Genomic DNA, 20006 nt, shown 5'->3' on the forward strand with positions numbered 1-20006 from the left:
AGCATGTGCAAGCTGATCCACCGCTATCGGGAGCAAGTCGAACCGTCGCACCGCCCCTCCCACATTTATTTGGTGTTGTTCCGGCAATGTCGTAAACGCACCTTTGCGTGGCGTCCGTAGGCATTTGACCTGCCTGCGCCGGCCCTACCATCGCATCAAAGGGCCCTGCACGGGCCTCAACAATACGAAAGGCTGGGAGAGACGCGATGTTCAGCAAACAAGACCAGATCCAGGGATATGACGACGCACTGCTGGCGGCCATGAATGCCGAGGAGCAGCGTCAGGAAGATCATATCGAGCTGATCGCGTCGGAGAACTACACCAGCAAGCGCGTGATGGAAGCCCAGGGCAGTGGCCTCACCAACAAATACGCCGAAGGCTACCCGGGCAAGCGCTACTACGGTGGCTGCGAGCACGTGGACAAGGTCGAAGCCCTGGCCATCGAGCGCGCCAAGCAGCTGTTCGGCGCCGACTACGCCAACGTGCAACCGCACTCCGGTTCCTCCGCCAACAGCGCGGTGTACCTGGCACTGTTGAACGCCGGCGACACCATCCTCGGCATGAGCCTGGCCCACGGCGGTCACCTGACCCACGGCGCCAAAGTGTCGTCCTCGGGCAAGCTGTACAACGCGGTGCAATACGGCATCAACACCGACACCGGCCTGATCGACTATGACGAAGTCGAGCGTCTGGCCGTGGAGCACAAGCCGAAGATGGTCGTGGCCGGCTTCTCCGCGTACTCCAAGACCCTGGATTTCCCACGCTTTCGCGCGATCGCCGACAAGGTCGGTGCGCTGCTGTTTGTCGACATGGCCCACGTCGCCGGCCTGGTCGCCGCTGGCCTGTACCCGAACCCTCTGCCGTACGCCGACGTGGTCACCACCACTACCCACAAGACCCTGCGTGGTCCACGTGGCGGCTTGATCCTGGCCAAGGCCAACGAAGAGATTGAAAAGAAACTCAACGCAGCCGTATTCCCTGGCGCCCAGGGCGGCCCGCTGATGCATGTGATCGCCGGCAAGGCCGTGTGCTTCAAGGAAGCTCAGGAGCCAGGCTTCAAGGCCTACCAGCAACAAGTGATCGACAACGCCCAGGCCATGGCCAGCGTGTTTATCAAACGCGGCTACGATGTAGTGTCCGGCGGCACCGATAACCACCTGTTCCTGGTCAGCCTGATCCGTCAGGGCCTCACCGGCAAAGAAGCGGATGCCGCCCTCGGTCGCGCCCACATCACCGTCAACAAGAACGCCGTGCCGAATGACCCGCAGTCGCCGTTCGTGACCTCGGGCCTGCGTATCGGCACCCCGGCGGTGACCACGCGCGGTTTCAAAGTGCCGCAGTGCATCGAGCTGGCCGGTTGGATCTGCGACATCCTCGACAACCTCGGCGACGCCGATGTCGAGGCCAACGTGGCCAAGCACGTGTCTGCCCTGTGCGCTGATTTCCCGGTTTATCGCTGAGCGCGGTTTTGGAGTAATGACTATGCAACGCTACTCGGGCTTCGGCCTTTTCAAGCACTCACTCAGCCACCACGAAAACTGGCAGAAGATGTGGCGCACGCCGACCCCCAAGAAGGTCTACGACGTGGTCATCGTCGGCGGCGGCGGGCATGGTCTGGCAACCGCCTATTACCTGGCCAAGGAGCACGGCATCACCAACGTGGCCGTGGTCGAGAAAGGCTGGCTGGGCGGCGGTAACACCGCGCGCAACACCACCATCGTGCGCTCCAATTACCTCTGGGACGAGTCGGCGCACCTGTACGAGCACGCGATGAAACTGTGGGAAGGCCTGTCCCAGGACCTCAACTACAACGTGATGTTCTCCCAGCGTGGCGTCTACAACTTGTGCCACACCCTGCAAGACATTCGTGACTCCGAGCGTCGCGTCAGCGCCAACCGCCTCAACGGCGTGGACGGCGAGTTGCTGAATGCCAAGCAAGTGGCCGACGAGATTCCGTACCTGGATTGCTCGAAAAACACCCGCTACCCGGTCCTCGGCGCCACCGTGCAACGGCGCGGCGGCGTGGCCCGTCACGATGCCGTGGCCTGGGGCTTTGCCCGTGCCGCCGACGCACTCGGCGTGGACTTGATCCAGCAGACCGAAGTGATTGGTTTCCGCAAGGAAAACGGCGTGTGCATCGGCGTGGAAACCAACAAGGGCTTTATCGGCGCCAAGCGCGTCGGTGTGGTGACGGCGGGTAACTCCGGTCACATGGCTTCGCTCGCCGGTTTCCGCCTGCCGATCGAATCCCACCCGCTGCAAGCGTTGGTGTCGGAGCCGATCAAGCCGATTATCGACAGCGTGATCATGTCTAACGCCGTGCACGGCTACATCAGCCAGTCCGACAAGGGCGACCTGGTGATCGGCGCCGGTATCGACGGCTACAACGGCTATGGCCAGCGCGGCTCGTACCCGGTGATCGAACACACCATCCAGGCCATCGTCGAGATGTTCCCGGTGCTGTCGCGGGTGCGCATGAACCGTCAGTGGGGCGGCATCGTCGACACCACGCCGGACGCCTGCCCGATCATCTCCAAGACCCCGGTGCCGAACATGTTCTTCAACTGCGGTTGGGGTACCGGTGGCTTCAAGGCCACGCCGGGCTCAGGCAACGTGTTTGCTGCCAGCCTGGCCAAGGGTGAAATGCACCCGTTGGCGGCACCTTTCTCCATCGACCGTTTCCACAACGGTGCGTTGATCGACGAACACGGCGCTGCGGCCGTCGCCCACTAACAGGAGAAATTCCCTATGTTGCATATCTTCTGTCCTCACTGTGGCGAACTGCGCTCCGAAGAGGAATTCCACGCGTCCGGCCAAGCGCACATCCCGCGCCCGCTGGACCCGAATGCCTGCACCGACGAGCAGTGGGGCGACTACATGTTCTTCCGCGACAACCCGCGCGGCCTGCACCACGAACTGTGGATTCACGCCGCCGGTTGCCGCCAGTATTTCAACGCCACGCGCGACACCGTGACCTACGAAATTCTTGAAACCTACAAGATTGGCACCAAGCCGCAATTCACCGCCAAGGCTTCTGGAGAGAAGGTATGAGCCAGATCAATCGCCTGTCCAACGGTGGCCGCATCGACCGTAACAAAGTCCTGACCTTCAGCTTCAACGGCCAGAGCTACAAAGGCTTCGAAGGCGACACCCTGGCCGCTGCATTGCTGGCCAACGGTGTCGACATCATCGGCCGCAGCTTCAAGTACTCGCGCCCACGCGGCATCTTTGCTGCCGGCGCCGAAGAGCCGAACGCGGTGCTGCAGATCGGCGCCACCGAAGCCACCCAGATTCCCAACGTGCGCGCCACCCAACAGGCGTTGTACCAAGGCTTGGTCGCCACCAGCACCAACGGCTGGCCGAGCGTCAACAACGACATGATGGGCATTCTCGGCAAGGTCGGCGGCAAGCTGATGCCGCCGGGTTTCTACTACAAAACCTTCATGTACCCGCAATCGTTCTGGATGACCTACGAGAAGTACATCCGCAAGGCCGCAGGCCTGGGTCGCTCGCCGACCGAGAACGACCCGGACACCTACGACAACTTCAACCGTCACTGCGACGTGTTGGTAGTGGGCGCAGGCCCTGCCGGCCTCGCTGCCGCACTGGCCGCAGCACGCAGCGGTGCGCGCGTGATCATCGCCGATGAACAGGAAGAGTTTGGCGGCTCCTTGCTCGACTCCCGTGAAAGCCTCGACGGCGAGCCGGCTACTGAATGGGTCGCCAGCGTCATCGCCGAACTCAAAGCGCTGCCGGACGTGGTGCTGCTGCCCCGCGCCACCGTCAACGGCTACCACGACCATAACTTCCTGACCATTCACGAGCGCCTCACCGATCACCTGGGTGACCGTGCGCCGATTGGCGTGGTGCGCCAGCGTATCCACCGCGTGCGTGCCCAGCGTGTGGTCCTGGCGACCGGTGCTTGCGAGCGTCCGCTGGTGTACGGCAACAACGACGTGCCGGGCAATATGCTCGCGGGTGCGGTGTCCACCTACGTGCGCCGCTACGGTGTGGCACCGGGCAAGAAACTGGTGCTGTCGACCAACAACGACCACGCCTACCGCGTGGCACTGGACTGGCTCGACGCCGGCCTGCAAGTCGTGGCGGTGGCCGATGTGCGCCACAACCCACGCGGTGCATTGGTTGAAGAAGCCCGCGCCAAAGGTATTCGTATCCTCACCGGCAGCGCCGTGATCGAGGCTCGTGGCACCAAACGCGTGACCGCTGCGCGTATCGCCGCGATTGACGTCAAGGCGCATAAAGTCACCAGCCCTGGCGAGTGGCTGGACTGCGACCTGGTGGCCAGTTCCGGCGGTTACAGCCCGGTGGTCCACTTGGCCTCGCACCTGGGCGGCAAGCCGACCTGGCGCGAAGACATCCTCGGTTTTGTACCGGGCGAAGCACCGCAGAAACGTGTGTGCGTCGGCGGCATCAACGGTGTCTACGGCCTCGGCGATTCCCTGGCGGATGGTTTTGAAGGCGGCGTACGCGCGGCCAGCGAAGCCGGTTTTGCCCCGGTGGAAGGTACGCTGCCAAAAGCCTTGAGCCGTCTGGAAGAGCCGACCCTGGCGCTGTTCCAAGTACCTCACGAGAAAGCTACCGCACGGGCGCCGAAGCAATTTGTCGACCTGCAAAACGACGTCACCGCCGCCGCCATCGAACTCGCCACCCGCGAAGGTTTCGAGTCGGTTGAACACGTCAAACGCTACACCGCGCTGGGCTTCGGCACCGACCAGGGCAAGCTCGGTAACGTCAACGGCCTGGCAATTGCCGCGCGCTCGCTGAACGTGACCATCCCGCAGATGGGCACCACCATGTTCCGTCCCAACTACACGCCGGTGACCTTCGGCGCGGTAGCGGGCCGGCACTGTGGGCACATCTTCGAGCCGGTGCGCTACACCGCGCTGCAAGCCTGGCACGTTAAAAACGGTGCCGAGTTTGAAGACGTCGGCCAGTGGAAACGTCCGTGGTACTTCCCGCGCAACGGTGAAGACCTGCACGCTGCGGTGAAACGCGAATGCCTGGCCGTGCGCGACAGCGTCGGCCTGCTGGATGCGTCCACCCTCGGCAAGATCGACATCCAGGGCCCGGATGCGCGTGAGTTCCTCAACCGCATCTACACCAACGCCTGGACCAAGCTCGACGTGGGCAAGGCGCGCTACGGCCTGATGTGCAAGGAAGACGGCATGGTCTTCGACGACGGCGTCACCGCCTGTCTCGCCGACAACCACTTCCTGATGACCACCACCACCGGCGGCGCCGCGCGCGTGCTGCAGTGGCTGGAAATCTACCAACAGACCGAATGGCCGGACCTCAAGGTGTACTTCACCTCGGTCACCGATCATTGGGCGACCATGACCCTGTCCGGCCCCAACAGCCGCAAGCTGCTGGCCGAAGTCACCGACATCGACCTGGACAAGGACGGCTTCCCGTTCATGACCTGGAAAGAAGGCCTGGTGGGCGGCGTACCGGCGCGGGTGTTCCGTATCTCGTTTACCGGTGAGCTGTCGTACGAAGTCAACGTGCAGGCCGACTACGCCATGGGCGTGCTCGAACAGATCGCCGCGGCCGGCAAGAAGTACAACCTGACCCCGTACGGCACCGAGACCATGCACGTACTGCGGGCCGAGAAGGGCTTCATCATCGTCGGCCAGGACACCGACGGCTCGATGACCCCGGACGACCTGAACATGGGCTGGTGCGTAGGCCGCACCAAACCGTTCTCGTGGATCGGCTGGCGCGGCATGAACCGGGAAGACTGCGTGCGCGAAGAACGCAAGCAGCTGGTGGGCTTGAAGCCGATCGACCCGACCGTGTGGCTGCCGGAAGGCGCGCAACTGGTGTTCGATCCGAAGCAGACGATCCCGATGAAGATGGTCGGCCACGTCACCTCGAGCTACGCGCATAACTCGCTGGGCTATTCGTTTGCCATGGGCGTGGTCAAGGGCGGCTTGAAGCGCATCGGCGAACGGGTGTTCTCGCCCCAGGCCGATGGCAGCGTGATCGAAGCGGAGATTGTGTCTTCGGTGTTCTTTGATCCTAAGGGTGATCGGCAGAACATCTGATAGACCGCGGCGCGGCCATCGGGAGCAAGCCCCCTCCCACATTTTGATGTGTGAATACCTTCAAATGTGGGAGGGGGCTTGCTCCCGATGAGGCCAGAACAGTCACCACAGAATTCAAACAGGTGCTTTATGACAGCAGCCAATGTTTACCAACAACGCCCCACCACCGGCGCCAAGGCCGAGTCCTCGCTGCATCACGCCGACCTCGCCAGCCTGGTCGGCAAGGGCCGCAAGAACGCCGGTGTGACCGTGCGTGAAAAGAAACTCCTCGGCCACCTGACCCTTCGTGGCGATGGCCACGATGCAGCGTTTGCCGCTGGCGTCCACAAGGCCCTGGGCATCGAATTGCCCGGCGCCCTGCAGGTCATCGTCAAAGGCGAAACCAGCCTGCAATGGCTCGGCCCGGATGAGTGGTTGCTGATCGTGCCAAGCGGTGAGGAATTCGCCGCCGAACAAAACCTGCGCGCCGCGCTGGGGGACCTGCATATCCAGGTCGTCAACGTCAGCGGCGGCCAGCAGATCCTTGAGCTGAGCGGCCCGAATGTGCGCGACGTGCTGATGAAGTCCACCAGCTATGACGTGCACCCCAACAACTTCCCGGTGGGCAAGGCGGTGGGCACGGTGTTCGCTAAGTCGCAACTGGTGATCCGCCACACCGCTGAAGACACCTGGGAGCTGGTGATTCGTCGCAGCTTCTCGGATTACTGGTGGTTGTGGTTGCAGGACGCCTCGGCCGAATTTGGCCTGAGCGTTCAAGCCTGATCGAGTGGGCGCTTTTGTGGCGAGGGGGCTTGCCCCCCGTTGGAGCGCGCAGCGGTCCCAATAAGGTCAGCGCATTTTTTCTGCAATAACCGAGTGGCGGGTTTTGGAGCTGCTTCGCAGCTCAACGGGGGACAAGCCCCCTCGCCACAAGGGCCTGAGGATTCCAGTATGAGCCGCGCACCCGATACATGGATTTTGACCGCCGACTGCCCCAGCGTGCTCGGCACGGTGGACGCGGTTACCCGCTACCTGTTCGAACAGGGCTGCTACGTCACCGAGCACCACTCGTTCGATGACCGCCTCTCGGGCCGGTTTTTTATTCGCGTGGAGTTCCGTCAGCCGGACGGCTTCGACGAGCAGGCTTTTCGCGATGGCCTGGCCACGCGCGGTGAAGCCTTTGGCATGATCTTCGAGCTGACGGCGCCGAACTACCGGCCAAAAGTGGTGATCATGGTCTCCAAGGCCGATCACTGCCTCAACGACCTGCTGTACCGCCAGCGTATCGGTCAGCTGTCGATGGACGTGGTCGCAGTGGTGTCCAACCATCCCGATCTCAAACCTTTGGCCGACTGGCATCAAATTCCCTACTACCATTTCCCCCTCGACCCTAACGACAAACCGTCCCAGGAGCGTCAGGTGTGGCAAGTGGTGGAAGATACCGGCGCCGAATTGGTGATCCTTGCGCGCTACATGCAAGTGCTGTCGCCGGAGCTGTGTCGCAAGCTGGACGGCAAGGCCATCAATATCCACCACTCGTTGCTGCCGGGGTTCAAGGGCGCCAAGCCGTATCACCAGGCGTACAACAAGGGGGTGAAATTGGTCGGCGCCACGGCGCATTACATCAATAACGACCTGGACGAAGGCCCGATCATCGCCCAAGGTGTGGAGGTGGTGGATCACAGTCACTATCCCGAGGATTTGATTGCCAAGGGGCGGGACATCGAAGGGCTGACATTGGCTCGGGCGGTGGGGTATCACATCGAAAGACGTGTGTTCTTGAACGCTAACAGGACGGTCGTTCTTTAGTGGCAAGTTGCAAGCTTCAAGCCGCAAGAAAAAGCGGTACTGCACACTTCTTGCGGCTTGTAGCTTGCCGCTTGAAGCTCACTCCACTCTCTCAACAACGATAAATATAGAGGTGACTGACATGTCTGGTAATCGTGGTGTCGTGTATCTCGGCAACGGCAAGGTCGAAGTACAGAAAATCGACTATCCCAAAATGCAGGACCCCCGTGGCAGGAAGATTGAGCACGGGGTCATCCTGCGCGTGGTCTCCACCAACATCTGCGGCTCCGACCAACACATGGTGCGCGGCCGCACTACCGCCCAGACCGGCCTGGTGCTCGGTCACGAGATCACCGGTGAAGTGATCGAGAAGGGCAGCGACGTCGAAAACCTGAAGATCGGCGATCTGGTCTCGGTACCGTTCAACGTCGCCTGCGGCCGGTGCCGCTCCTGCAAGGAACAACACACCGGCGTGTGCCTCACCGTCAACCCGGCCCGTGCCGGCGGCGCCTACGGCTATGTCGACATGGGTGACTGGACCGGCGGCCAGGCCGAGTACGTGCTGGTGCCGTACGCCGACTTCAACCTGCTGAAACTGCCGGACCGTGACAAGGCCATGGAGAAAATCCGTGACCTGACCTGCCTCTCCGACATTCTCCCCACCGGCTACCACGGCGCCGTCACTGCCGGCGTTGGCCCTGGCAGCACCGTCTACATCGCCGGTGCCGGTCCTGTCGGCCTGGCGGCGGCTGCCTCCGCACGCCTGCTCGGCGCTGCGGTGGTGATCATCGGCGACGTCAACCCGATCCGTCTGGCTCACGCCAAGGCCCAGGGTTTCGAAATTGCCGACCTGTCCACCGACACCCCCCTGCACGAACAAATCGCCGCGTTGCTCGGCGAGCCCGAAGTGGACAGCGCCGTTGACTGCGTGGGCTTCGAAGCACGCGGCCACGGTCACGACGGCGTCAAGGCCGAAGCCCCGGCTACGGTGCTCAACTCACTGATGGGCGTGGTGCGTGTGGCGGGCAAGATCGGTATCCCCGGCCTGTACGTCACCGAAGATCCAGGTGCTGTGGATGCCGCCGCGAAAATGGGCAGCCTGAGCATTCGCTTCGGCCTGGGCTGGGCCAAGTCCCACAGCTTCCACACTGGGCAAACGCCAGTGATGAAGTACAACCGCCAACTGATGCAGGCGATCATGTGGGACCGTATCAATATTGCCGATATCGTCGGTGTGCAGGTGATCAGCCTGGACGATGCACCGCGCGGGTATGGCGAGTTCGATGCGGGCGTGCCGAAGAAGTTTGTGATTGATCCGCATAAGTTGTTCAGTGCGGCGTAGGTGATAGATAAGGGCGACTTAGAGTCGCCCTTGTTTTATGGAGATCAGGCTTTTATTAACAGCCAACTGATAAACATCGTCAGGGCTGATAGATGGGTAATGAGTGAGGGTATAACCATCCAGCATCTGAGGCGTCTTGGGATCTTTTCAACATCCTCCGTGAGTATCAGGTTTCTCCATTGAAATAATTTTGGCAGAAGAATAACCGTGGCCACGACATATAGGCGCACGTGTCTACCCTCAAAGGGCAAACGGCGCAGAGTATGTCGAGTCCCCACGATGTATGTGCTGGATTGCAGATAATGTTCTGCTGCATCGAGCTTATCGAACATGACATAAAAGTTGAGTGGGAGGGTGAGTAGCATGATGGCTCCTGACAACATACCGATAAATATCGGATCCATTTAGCCTCCCCAGGTTTTGTAGAGAAAGGTGCCCGCTTCTTTACCTACGTCGCTTGCGGCGGAGCCTAGGGCAAACCCTCCAGCAGCGCCTCCTACGATTGCGCAGGCCAGGGCTCCGGCGCCCGCTGTAGGTATGCCAAAAACAAGCATGCAGGCACCGATCCCGATAGCCGCGCCAATGTTTCCTCCTGCGTATGCACCGCCAACGGCAAACACCAATTTACCTCCTTCAACATACTTCGCTTGCGTACATTCTTGCTCACGCCCGGTGGAGCAAGCCTCCGCTATCTCCAGCGCAGTCGCTCCAATATCCAGAGCGATCCCGATATAGGTGCCTTTTTTCAACATCTCCGAGGCCCTGGCTACTCGCTTGACCGTCTCTTCATACCCCCGAATCTCCCCATGATGCCAATAGCTCTTACTGGAAATCCCCAGCATTTTTTTAATCGAGCCTTCGTTTTTCAAGCCCGTCCCCAACCGCGCCAACCCTGAAAGTTGACCATCCAGCTTCGCAAACAATGTCCTGCGCTTAGCCAGAAACTCATTCCTCGCACTTGCGGTACCAGTCCTCAGGTACTGCTTATGCAACTCATCGATTTCCTTGAGCGTCTCTTCAATCTGCGTCAGGTGCTTGCTCCAGGCACTGGTCACGCTGCCGATCCCTAGGGAGGCATGGGACATGATGGCCTGTAACTGATCGTAGTTTTTGATCAGGAATTGATCCGTGGCGGAATGTGTGAACAAAGCATGTTTGATGTTGGCGGCCGATTGCATCAAGCGAGCCTCTTCAGCGGTACAGGCAGCTGTTCGGCTGTCTCCGATAATGACTAACTGACCAGGCAGCACGACAGTGTTGCGAATGTGCTGGTTGAGGATGTCGAACTTGGTTTGGGTAGTTGGGTTGAGCGAAAGGCTCAGTTTGAGCAACGGATAAGGCTGCGGCCGTTCATTGATAAATGCATAGGCTCCCTGCATCGCTTACACCTCCAAGGCTGTGGCGCACGACTATAAGAAGGCGCTACAAGCGAGGTAAGACGCATGCAGGGGCGGTTTTAACGTTTCGGAAATGGACTACTTAAGTCCAGGCACGTGCCTACGATTGCAACCGGCGGCTAATCACATCCAGCAAATCACAGCCATCACGCAACGGAATGGCGCAGAGCAGGGCGAAGTCTTGAAGGACGATGTTGTCGGTGTCCAGGCCTTCGCGAAAAGCGAGGTTTTCCATGACTTGGGTGACGGCGCGGATGCGGTAGAGCGCAGCGTCGTGGAGCACGTCCAGCGGGACTTGGGTGTCGATGAGCAGGGAAGGTGTGGTGCTGTCGTGGCCGGTGAGGGGCATGTATCGGTTCATGTTTTAGCCTTCATTTCAGAGAGTGTGGCTACCACTCACACGTCGCCAAACGAATGGGTGGCAGCTGTACGCAGGTTGGCGAACCGGTGAAATAAAGCAAAGCCGGCAGACCCGAAGGTCTCCCGCGCACAGCCGCCATAGAGCAGCTTTACGCGTACAAAAAAACCTGCAAAGGAGCAGGTGCTTTTTGCATGCATTATTTCAATCGGGTCGCCAAACCCGTGTCGCCATGTGGACGACCGCCGAACTATAAGCGCCATCCTCCGCCATGAGCAAGGCGTCCAGCCGATGAAGATCAAATGTGGGAGGGGGCTTGCTCCCGATGACGGTGGGTCAGTTACACATAGGCTGCCTGACACACTGCTATCGGGAGCAAGCCCCCTCCCACATGGGTTTTGGCACTGTCAGCGACTAGCCAGTGCGCCTTGATAGACCGTCGGCCCTGTCGGCTGCCGGGTCACCGAGCCGCCCTTGGTCTCCGAACTCACCATCAACTCCACCGGCTGGCTGATGCTCGCCTGCTGCCTTGGGCTCAAGCCAATGATGCCTTCGCCATCCTCCGGTATCAGTCCAAGTGACACGGGCTTGCCGCCTTCGGGAATCGCCCACAGTTCCAGGCTCTGGTCCGGGGCGGGTGCGGTGATGGCGATGGGTTGCACTTCCAGGTAATCCTTGTGCGCCATGATCTGCGCCGCCGGCTGTTGGGTGGTGGTGATCAGGGTGGCGGCGGACTTGACGTTGTCCTGGGTGTAAAACGCGCCGCCGAGGCCGGCGACAATGGCTATGCAGGCGCCGATAAACAGGCGTGGACGGCTCCAGAAGGGTGGCTTTGGGTCAATCACGGGTGGGCGGGTCGCGCTCATGGAATTGTTCCTGACAAGTTTTGGAGTCATTTCATTGACTCTGAGCCTGCCATTGGGTTCCTGGGACGCCCTGGAACAATGTGCCGGATGCCCAGTCAAACGCCTGCGTTCACCCCCTACACCCAGAGGTTGTTTCAATGAAGATTTCACGCGGTTTCGCCCTTTCCTGCCTGATGAGCCTGGTCGCCACCCCGGTGTTTGCCGCAGGGTTCAGCCTTGGCGACGCGGCCAATGCCATCTCCGGCATGCAAGGGGGCAACAACAAGGCCGCAGCCGCAGCGCCGTCGTCCGAGACGGCTGGCCTGCTCAGCGCCCTGACCTCGCAACTGAACATCACCCCCGAACAAGCCGTAGGCGGTACGGGCGCCATGCTGGGCCTGGCCAAGAACAAATTGAGCGGCAACGACTATTCGCAACTGGGTAACAGCGTGCCGGGCCTCGACCAACTGTCGGGCAACAATGCATTGGGCAGCCTCGGGGCCTTGAGCGGGATGCTCGGCCAGACCGGCGGTAGCAAGACCAGCGGCCTGGACGGCTTGCTGGGCAACGTGAAGACCACCAACGACCTCAACACCGCGTTCAGCGCATTGGGGATGGACAGTGGGATGGTCGGCCAGTTTGCCCCGGTGATCCTGCAATACCTGGGCGGGCAGGGCGCCAATAGCTCGCTGCTGGGTAAACTGGCCCAGGCCTGGGGCACCGGTAGCTAAATACGCCCCGCACGCAGTTGTTCGATGCGTGCGTCCTTCTGCGTCCAGAGCTGGTTGACCCAGTTCTGGACGGTCTGGCGAAACGCCGGATCATTCTCGTAATCCCCCTGCCACAACGCCGGGTCCAGCTCACGGGTCTGGATGTCGATGATCACCTTGGGCACCGCGCCGCTGATCAAGTCCCAGAACCCCGGAATCTTTTGCTGCGGATACACCACGGTCACGTCGAGCACGGCGTCCAGCTGTTCCCCCATCGCCGCCAGTACAAACGCCACACCGCCCGCTTTGGGCTTGAGCAAACGAGTGAACGGCGAATCCTGCTGCTTGCGCTTGGCCTCGCTGAACCGCGTGCCTTCCAGGTAATTGACCACCGTCACCGGCTGGCGCTTGAACAGTTCGCAGGCCTCTTTGGTGATCTTCAAGTCCTGCCCCGCCAGCTCCGGGTGCCTGGCCAGGAACGCCTTGGTGTAGCGCTTCATGAACGGGTAATCCAATGCCCACCAGGCCAGGCCCAGGAAGGGCACCCAGATCAGTTCTTTTTTCAGGAAGAATTTGAAGAACGGTGTACGGCGGTTGAGGGCCTGGATCAGCGCCGGGATGTCCACCCACGATTGGTGGTTGCTGATCACCAGGTAGCTGGTGTCGCCGCGCAGCTCATCGCCGCCGCGAATGTCCCACTGGGTGGGGATGCACAAGGAGAAAATAAGCTTGTCGATCTCGGCCCAGGTCTCGGCGATCCACATCACCGCCCATGAGGCATAGTCCCGATAGCGACCAGGCGCCACCAGTTTGAGCAGGGCAAACACCAGCAGCGGTCCGATCAGGACCAGGGTGTTGAGCAACAGCAGCAGTGAGACAAAACAGCCGGTGAGCAGGCGGCGCATAAGTAACTCTTGGAATCTTGTGGGCGCGCCATCATAAGCAAGCTGAGTCTAGAGGCCAAATCGCAAATGGCCGTACGAATGTTTCACAATGTGGCGGTTATGGTGGGGTGACTAACTAAGTGCTGTCTTTGCGGTCTAGAATCCGCCTACTTCTTTCCGAGGAACTCACTTCGTGAAACTGCTTCTTGCCTCCCTTGCCCTGGTTGCCCTGCCCGTCATGGCCGCCGAACCGACCCTTTACGGTCGCTACGAATACATCCAGTTGCCGGAGATCGGCGAAACCTTCAAGGCCAAGATGGACACCGGCGCGCTCACGGCCTCGCTGTCGGCCCGTGATATCGAGACCTTTACGCGTGATGGTGAGGACTGGGTGCGCTTCCGCCTCGGCGGTAAGGGCGCTTCCAACAAAGTCTACGAACACGAGGTGTCGCGCATCAGCAAGATCAAGAGCCGCGCCGACGAAGACGACGAAAAAGACGAAGCCTCTGTGACCAAGCGCCCGGTGATCGACCTGGAAATGTGCCTGGGCAACGTCAAGCGTACCGTCGAGGTCAACCTCACCGACCGCAGCAGCTTCAATTACCCGTTGCTGATCGGCGCCAAGGCCTTGCGTGAATTTGGCGCAGCAGTAAACCCGGCCCGTCGTTACACTGCCGACAAACCGGACTGCTGATTTGAACCCATGCCCCACATCCTGATTGTCGAAGACGAAGCGGCGATAGCCGACACGCTGATATTCGCCCTGCAAGGCGAGGGCTTTACCACCACCTGGCTGAGCCTCGGCCAGGAGGCGTTGGCCCATCAGCGCCAGACCCCCGCCGACCTGATCATCCTCGACATCGGCCTGCCGGACATCAGCGGTTTTGAAACCTGCAAGCAATTGCGCCGTTTCAGTGAAGTGCCGGTGATGTTCCTCAGTGCGCGGGATGGCGAGATCGACCGCGTAGTGGGGCTGGAGATCGGCGCCGACGATTACGTGGTCAAGCCGTTCAGCCCACGGGAAGTGGCGGCGCGGGTGCGGGCGATCCTCAAGCGCGTCGGCCCCGGTGTGGCGCCGGCGCTGTTCCAGGTTGATCTGGAACGCATGCAAATCAGCTATCGCGGCCAACCCCTGAGCCTGACCCGGCATGAATTCCGCCTGCTGCAAAGCCTGCTGGAGCAACCCGAGCGAGTGTTCAGTCGCGAGCAGTTGCTGGACGCGTTAGGCGTGGCGGCCGACGCCGGTTACGAGCGCAATATCGACAGCCACATCAAGAGCCTGCGCAGCAAACTACGCAGCGTGGCCGCCGATGCCGAGCCGATCCAGACCCATCGCGGCCTCGGCTACAGCTACAGCCCGAGCAACAGCTGATGCGCCTGGGGCTGCGGATTTTCCTGGTGTATGCGCTGTTTATCGGCCTTACCGGTTATTTCGTGCTCAGCACGGTGATGAAGGAAATCCGCCCCGGCGTGCGCCAGTCCACCGAAGAAACCCTGGTGGACACCGCTAACCTGCTGGCCGAGATCCTGCGCGAAGACGTGAAGAACGGCACTCTCGGGCAGAGTCACTGGCCGGCGCTGCTCAAGGCCTACGGCAGCCGCCAGCCGGGCGCGACCATCTGGGGCCTGCCGAAAAACCAGGTCAACCACCGTATCTACGTCACTGACGCCAAAGGCACCGTGCTGCTCGACTCCACGGGCGAAGCCGTGGGCCAGGACTACTCCAAATGGAACGACGTCTACCTGACCCTGCGCGGCGAGTACGGCGCGCGTTCCACTCGCAGTGCAGCGGATGATCCCACCTCATCGGTGATGCACGTCGGCGCGCCGATCCGCGATAACGGGCGGATCATCGGCGTGGTCACCGTGGCTAAACCGAACAGCTCGCTGCAGCCGTATGTCGACCGCACTGAACGCCGCCTGCTGTGGTACGGCGCGGGCCTGGTCATCCTCGGCCTGTTGCTTGGCGCGTTGTTGTCGTGGTGGCTGAGCGTTGCACTGCGTCGCCTGACCGCTTACGCCGAAGCCGTCAGTGAAGGCCGAAGGGCTGAGCTGCCGCATTATCGTGGCGGCGAGCTGAAGCAGTTATCCACCGCCGTCGAGCACATGCGCACGCAGTTGGAGGGCAAGGCTTACGTCGAACACTACGTACACACCCTGACCCATGAATTGAAAAGCCCGCTGGCGGCGATTCGCGGCGCGGCCGAGCTGTTGCAGGGCGATATGAGCCGCGAACAGCAGCAGCGTTTCGTCGGCAATATCGACAGTGAAAGCGCACGCCTGCAGCAGTTGATCGAACGCCTGCTGAATCTGGCGCAGGTAGAGCAGCGCCAGGGGTTGGAAGAGCAGGCGAGTATCCCGCTGGCGGCTTTGGTCGACGCTGTACTCAACGCCCAATGTGCGCGAATCGAAGGCGCTGGGCTGCACGTCGAGCAGACGATTGCCGCTGATGTGAAGGTGTTTGGCGAACCCTTCCTGCTGCGCCAGGCCCTGGGCAACTTGCTGGACAACGCGCTGGACTTCACACCGCCCGGTGGCGTGTTGAGATTCAGCGCACAGACGCTGCACAACGACGTGCAGGTGAGCCTGTTCAATCAGGCCGCGCCGATCCCCGACTACGCCCTGCCGCGTCTCAGCGAGCGCTTCTACTCCTTGCCGCGCCCGGGCAGCGGGCGCAAAAGTACCGGCCTGGGCCTCAATTTTGTCGAGGAAGTCATGAAGCTGCACGGCGGCACCCTGCAGATCGGCAATGTGCCTGGCGGCGTGCACGTGGTGCTGCATCTCCACACAGTCTCCACATTGCCCACATAAATCCCCCACACAGGCTGCCCAGACTCTCCCCATCAAAACCGGGAGAGACCCATGAACCGCAGCCTGCTTTTCAAACTTGGCGCGATTGCGCTGCTGATCCTGCTGTTGCTGATTCCGTTGCTGATGATCAACGGCATCATCAGTGACCGCCAGCAACTGCGCGACGGCGTCCTGATGGACATCGCGCGCAGCTCCAGCTATGCCCAGCGCCTCACCGGCCCGGTGATGGTGGTGCCGTATCGCAAGACCGTGCGCGAGTGGAAGCTCAATGAAAAGCTCAACAAGCGCTACGAGGTCACCCGTGAAGAGCGGGGGCGTTTGTATTTCCTGCCGGACCGTTTTGAGCTGGATGGCAAGGTGCAGACCGAACTGCGCGCACGGGGGATTTACCAGGCTCGGCTGTTTCATGCCGACAACCGTATCAGTGGGCGTTTCGAGCTGCCTGCGCAGTTGGGCGTCACCGAAGACTTTGCCGACTACCGCTTTGAGCCGGCGTTTCTGGCGGTGGGTATCAGTGATATTCGCGGCATCGAAAATGCGCTGAAGCTGGAGCTGGGCAGCCAGCGCCTGGAGTTCGAACCGGGCTCCCAAGTGGACTGGCTGGGGGAGGGCGTGCATGTGGCATTGCCGGAGCAGGACAGCAAAAAACCGGCGGTAGTGGACTTCGCCTTCGACCTGCGCCTGCAAGGTACCGAGCAACTGCAAGTGGTGCCGGTGGGCAAGACCAGTCAGGTGACCCTGGCCTCCAACTGGCCGCACCCCAGCTTTATCGGCAACTTCCTGCCGGCCCGGCGCGAAGTGACTGACAACGGTTTCACGGCCAACTGGCAGACCTCATTCTTTTCCACCAACCTCGAACAAGCCCTGCAAACCTGCCTGGACGGCCAGGGCTGCAACGACTTCAACAACCGCAGCTTCGGCGTGAACTTCATCGACCCGGTGGACCAGTACCTCAAGAGCGACCGGGCGATCAAATACGCGCTGCTGTTCATTGCCCTGACCTTTGCCGGTTTCTTCCTTTTCGAAGTGCTCAAGAGCCTGGCGGTGCACCCGATTCAATACGCATTGGTGGGCGTTGCGTTGGCGTTTTTCTACCTGCTGCTGTTGTCGTTGTCCGAGCACGTGGGCTTTGCCTTGGCCTACCTGATTTCGGCGAGTGCCTGCGTGCTGTTGATCGGGTTCTACGTGTGCCACGTGCTGCGCAGCGTTACCCATGGCCTGGGGTTTTCGGCGGGGTTGGCGGCGCTGTATGGCTTGCTGTACGGGCTGTTGAGTGCCGAGGATTACGCACTGCTGATGGGCTCGCTGCTGCTGTTCGGGCTGCTGGGTACGGTGATGGTGCTGACGCGCAAACTGGATTGGTATGGCGTGGGCAAGCGCAAGGCAGCCGAGCCGCTGCAGTTCGACCTGGAGGCGGTGCAATGATCGGGTTGCGCGAGGATCAGCAAGTAGGGGCGCAGTTAGCCGCAAGGATCGCCACATTCCTCACTACCGCCACCGTCCAATGTGGGAGTGGGCTTGCCCGCGATAGCGGTGGTTCAGAAACAGATGTACTGAATGACGTACCGCAATCGCGGGCAAGCCCGCTCCCCCATTGGGTCGGTGTGAGTGTCAGGCGGGCGGCTGGGTCTCCAGCATCGAAGGCCGCTGGCTGACCTCGGCGTACCAGGCGGCAAGCTTGGGGTTATCCAGGCGCCATTGCATGTCCGGATGACGAAAGTCGAGGTAGCCGAGGGCGCAGGCCACGCTGATCGAAGCGATGTCGAAGTGGCTGGTCAGCTCGGCGATGGCGTCCTGTTCCAGCTCGGCGAGGGTGCGGCGGATCTTGTTGCGCTGCTCATCGAGCCACGGCGCCCAGTGTTTTTCCGCCGGACGCAGGGCGGTCTCGTAACGCACCAGCACAGCGGCATCCATGATGCCGTCGGCCATCGAAGCCAGGGTCAGGCGCCGCCAGCGGGCCGAGCCATCGCGAGGGATCAGGGGATTGCCGACGTGCTGGTGATCGAAGTAATCGAGGATCACCCGGCTGTCGTGCAGCACGGTACCGTCGGCCAGGCGCAGGGCCGGGATCTTGCCCACGGGATTGTCTTGCACCAACTGCACATCGGGGTTGACCGGTGTCGGCATGCAGCCGTGCAGGGCGACGCGATCCTGCTGGCCGGTCTCGGCCAGCAGCACGCGAACCTTACGAACGAACGGTGAAGCGGGGTTGTGGAACAAGGTCATGCTGGGAGTGGACATGGGCAAACCTCAAAATTGACTGTGGCTAGCCTAGAGGGTTGCGCGGTGGCTGGCGAGGGGGAGTGCGGGTGTTTTTGAGGGCCTCATCGGGGGCAAGCCCCCTCCCACATGTGTCCCGCGTTCGTCATAACCACGCGGTCAACTGTGGGAGGGGGCTTGCCCCCGATAGCGCCCTCAGCCACGTCGCTTGAACAACGCCCAAATACCAATGGCAGCCGGTATGCCCAACCCCAGCCAACTCAACGAATCCCACAGCCCATCCCCCAGCAACGCCGCAAACAACCCGGCGGCGCTGAGCAGGCCAATCCCCAGCGGAATGCCAAATACCTTCCAGAAACTCGACTGCCTTGGCTTCATGCCTTGCCCGCCCTGCGCCGGACGATCCATAAGTAAATCCCGCTCACCAGCACGATGATGGTCAGCACATCCAGCGCCGCCCAGAGGATCTTCATCGGCATGCCGCCGTAGTCACCAAAGTGCAGCGGCTGTGACATGCCCATGGCGTCCATGTACCACGGCCGTTCGGCGATGGCGGTGACGGCCAGGGTGCTGGCGTCGATCAGGACCGGCGTGAGCAAGTGCGAGGTCAGGTGCGTGCTGCCCTTCATGAACACCGCGTAATGGTGCTCGCTGGAAAAGCGCGTGCCGGGGAAGGCGATGAAGTCCGGCTGCATGCCGGGTGCTGCCTTGGCGGCGATGTTCAGCAGCTCGCTGGCCGGTGCGCGTTGGGCCAGAGGCGGGGCGTTTTTGTAGGGTTCGATCATTGCGCTGAGGCTGTCGGTGCGCCAGGCGGCGATGATCAAGTCGGCACAGGCGCTGATCACGCCGGTCACACCCACCACCAGCGCCCACGTCAGGGTGATCACGCCGATCAGGTTATGCAGGTCGAGCCAGCGCAGGCGCGTGGATTTGTCCTGGCGCACGGTGGCGAACTTCAAGCGGCGCATGAACGGCAGGTACAGCACCGTGCCCGAGACAATCGCGAGCACAAACAGAATGCCCATGAATGCCAGCAGCAACTTGCCCGGCAGGCCGGCGAACATATCCACGTGCAGGCGCAGCAGGAACAGGGTAAACCCGCCATTCGCCGACGGCATCTCGACCGCATCACCGGTGCGTGCGTCGAGCATGAAAGTGTGGGATGAATTGGGCTCGGTGCCCGCTGTGGCGGCCATGATCGCGATCACGCCGTTCTTGTCGTCTTCATCCCACGCCAGGTATTGCATGGCCTCGCCTGGGCGATGGGCCTGGGCCTTGGTCACCAACTGCTCAAGGTTGAGCTGTGGCGTATCGGCGGGCATCCGCGCCAGTTCAGGCTCGTTGCCCAGCAGGTGGTCGATCTCATGGTGAAACACCAGCGGCAGGCCGGTGAGGGCGAGCAGCAGCAGGAACACCGTGCAGATCAGGCTGGTCCAGGTGTGGATGAAGGACCAGCGGCGGATGGTTTTGCTTTTCATTTTCTAGCCTTGTAGCAGCTGACGAGCGCAAGCGAGGCTGCGTTTGCGTTATGCCTGACACACCGCAAACGCAGCCTCGCCAAGGCTCGACAGCTGCTACGCATTAGCCTATCGAAGTTGTGTAGAGAC

Annotated in this window: 19 protein-coding genes; 12 read left to right on the forward strand and 7 right to left on the reverse strand. The window is 61.3% G+C overall.

The window, feature by feature from the left end; all coding sequences use genetic code 11:
* Positions 1 to 206 precede the first annotated feature (206 nt).
* From glyA to fdhA, 7 genes are all read left to right on the forward strand, one after another.
* The gene (glyA, locus tag FIV39_RS17055; RefSeq protein ID WP_090401748.1) at positions 207 to 1460 is read left to right on the forward strand and encodes a serine hydroxymethyltransferase; all 1254 of its coding nucleotides are present in this window, start codon (positions 207 to 209) and stop codon (positions 1458 to 1460) included.
* 22 nt (positions 1461 to 1482) lie between these two features.
* On the forward strand, positions 1483 to 2733 hold the full coding sequence (locus tag FIV39_RS17060; RefSeq protein ID WP_010207084.1) for a sarcosine oxidase subunit beta: 1251 nt from the start codon (positions 1483 to 1485) through the stop codon (positions 2731 to 2733).
* 15 nt (positions 2734 to 2748) lie between these two features.
* Complete coding sequence (locus FIV39_RS17065; protein ID WP_090401749.1) at positions 2749 to 3051, forward strand: sarcosine oxidase subunit delta; 303 nt, start codon at positions 2749 to 2751, stop codon at positions 3049 to 3051.
* Positions 3048 to 6065 carry a sarcosine oxidase subunit alpha gene (locus FIV39_RS17070; RefSeq protein ID WP_090401750.1) on the forward strand — a complete coding sequence of 1006 codons (3018 nt, stop codon included), beginning with the start codon at positions 3048 to 3050 and terminating at the stop codon, positions 6063 to 6065. The genes FIV39_RS17065 and FIV39_RS17070 overlap by 4 nt, the downstream gene beginning before the upstream one ends.
* 129 nt (positions 6066 to 6194) lie before the next feature.
* Complete coding sequence (locus FIV39_RS17075) at positions 6195 to 6827, forward strand: sarcosine oxidase subunit gamma (RefSeq protein WP_090401751.1); 633 nt, start codon at positions 6195 to 6197, stop codon at positions 6825 to 6827.
* Between the two features lie 168 nt (positions 6828 to 6995).
* Positions 6996 to 7853: a formyltetrahydrofolate deformylase gene (gene purU / locus FIV39_RS17080; RefSeq protein ID WP_005792124.1), complete on the forward strand. Its 858-nt coding sequence runs from the start codon at positions 6996 to 6998 to the stop codon at positions 7851 to 7853.
* Positions 7854 to 7974: 121 nt separating this feature from the next.
* Positions 7975 to 9174, forward strand: coding sequence for a formaldehyde dehydrogenase, glutathione-independent (gene fdhA / locus FIV39_RS17085; protein WP_090401752.1), 1200 nt, complete (start codon positions 7975 to 7977; stop codon positions 9172 to 9174).
* Between the two features lie 404 nt (positions 9175 to 9578).
* On the opposite strand, the gene FIV39_RS17095 is transcribed toward fdhA, so the two are convergent.
* The 3 genes from FIV39_RS17095 to FIV39_RS17105 form a co-directional block, all read right to left on the reverse strand.
* Positions 9579 to 10553 carry a hypothetical protein gene (locus FIV39_RS17095; RefSeq protein ID WP_090401754.1) on the reverse strand — a complete coding sequence of 325 codons (975 nt, stop codon included), beginning with the start codon at positions 10551 to 10553 and terminating at the stop codon, positions 9579 to 9581.
* Between the two features lie 118 nt (positions 10554 to 10671).
* Positions 10672 to 10932, reverse strand: coding sequence for a hypothetical protein (locus tag FIV39_RS17100; protein ID WP_244176259.1), 261 nt, complete (start codon positions 10930 to 10932; stop codon positions 10672 to 10674).
* Positions 10933 to 11336: 404 nt separating this feature from the next.
* A complete protein-coding gene (locus FIV39_RS17105; protein ID WP_090401756.1) occupies positions 11337 to 11795 on the reverse strand; it encodes an anti-sigma factor in 459 nt (152 codons plus the stop codon).
* A gap of 137 nt (positions 11796 to 11932) precedes the next feature.
* On the opposite strand from FIV39_RS17105, the gene FIV39_RS17110 reads away from it, so the two are divergent.
* A complete protein-coding gene (locus FIV39_RS17110; protein WP_090401757.1) occupies positions 11933 to 12505 on the forward strand; it encodes a DUF2780 domain-containing protein in 573 nt (190 codons plus the stop codon).
* Here the strand turns inward: FIV39_RS17110 and FIV39_RS17115 are convergent.
* Positions 12502 to 13389, reverse strand: a complete 888-nt coding sequence (locus FIV39_RS17115) for an acyltransferase (RefSeq protein WP_090401758.1) — start codon at positions 13387 to 13389, stop codon at positions 12502 to 12504. The genes FIV39_RS17110 and FIV39_RS17115 overlap by 4 nt on opposite strands.
* A 172-nt stretch (positions 13390 to 13561) precedes the next feature.
* Between FIV39_RS17115 and rloA2 the strand changes: the two genes are divergently transcribed.
* From rloA2 to creD, 4 genes are read left to right on the forward strand one after another with little or no spacing between them, the layout of a single operon-like run.
* The gene (gene rloA2, locus FIV39_RS17120; RefSeq protein ID WP_090401759.1) at positions 13562 to 14062 is read left to right on the forward strand and encodes a retropepsin-like aspartic peptidase RloA2; all 501 of its coding nucleotides are present in this window, start codon (positions 13562 to 13564) and stop codon (positions 14060 to 14062) included.
* Between the two features lie 9 nt (positions 14063 to 14071).
* Positions 14072 to 14740, forward strand: coding sequence for a two-component system response regulator CreB (gene creB / locus FIV39_RS17125; RefSeq protein ID WP_090401760.1), 669 nt, complete (start codon positions 14072 to 14074; stop codon positions 14738 to 14740).
* Complete coding sequence (gene creC, locus FIV39_RS17130) at positions 14740 to 16179, forward strand: two-component system sensor histidine kinase CreC (protein WP_090401761.1); 1440 nt, start codon at positions 14740 to 14742, stop codon at positions 16177 to 16179. The genes creB and creC overlap by 1 nt, the downstream gene beginning before the upstream one ends.
* A gap of 51 nt (positions 16180 to 16230) precedes the next feature.
* Positions 16231 to 17604, forward strand: coding sequence for a cell envelope integrity protein CreD (gene creD, locus FIV39_RS17135; RefSeq protein ID WP_090401762.1), 1374 nt, complete (start codon positions 16231 to 16233; stop codon positions 17602 to 17604).
* Positions 17605 to 17790: 186 nt separating this feature from the next.
* Here the strand turns inward: creD and FIV39_RS17140 are convergent, their stop codons facing one another.
* From FIV39_RS17140 to FIV39_RS17150, 3 genes are all read right to left on the reverse strand, one after another.
* Positions 17791 to 18420, reverse strand: coding sequence for a glutathione S-transferase (locus FIV39_RS17140; protein WP_090401763.1), 630 nt, complete (start codon positions 18418 to 18420; stop codon positions 17791 to 17793).
* Positions 18421 to 18594: 174 nt separating this feature from the next.
* The gene (locus FIV39_RS17145) at positions 18595 to 18777 is read right to left on the reverse strand and encodes a hypothetical protein (RefSeq protein WP_090401764.1); all 183 of its coding nucleotides are present in this window, start codon (positions 18775 to 18777) and stop codon (positions 18595 to 18597) included.
* On the reverse strand, positions 18774 to 19877 hold the full coding sequence (locus FIV39_RS17150; protein ID WP_090401765.1) for a PepSY-associated TM helix domain-containing protein: 1104 nt from the start codon (positions 19875 to 19877) through the stop codon (positions 18774 to 18776). The genes FIV39_RS17145 and FIV39_RS17150 overlap by 4 nt, the downstream gene beginning before the upstream one ends.
* Positions 19878 to 20006 lie beyond the last annotated feature (129 nt).

It is taken from the genome of Pseudomonas grimontii (genome assembly GCF_007858185.1).
Taxonomy (GTDB): Bacteria; Pseudomonadota; Gammaproteobacteria; order Pseudomonadales; family Pseudomonadaceae; genus Aquipseudomonas; species Aquipseudomonas grimontii.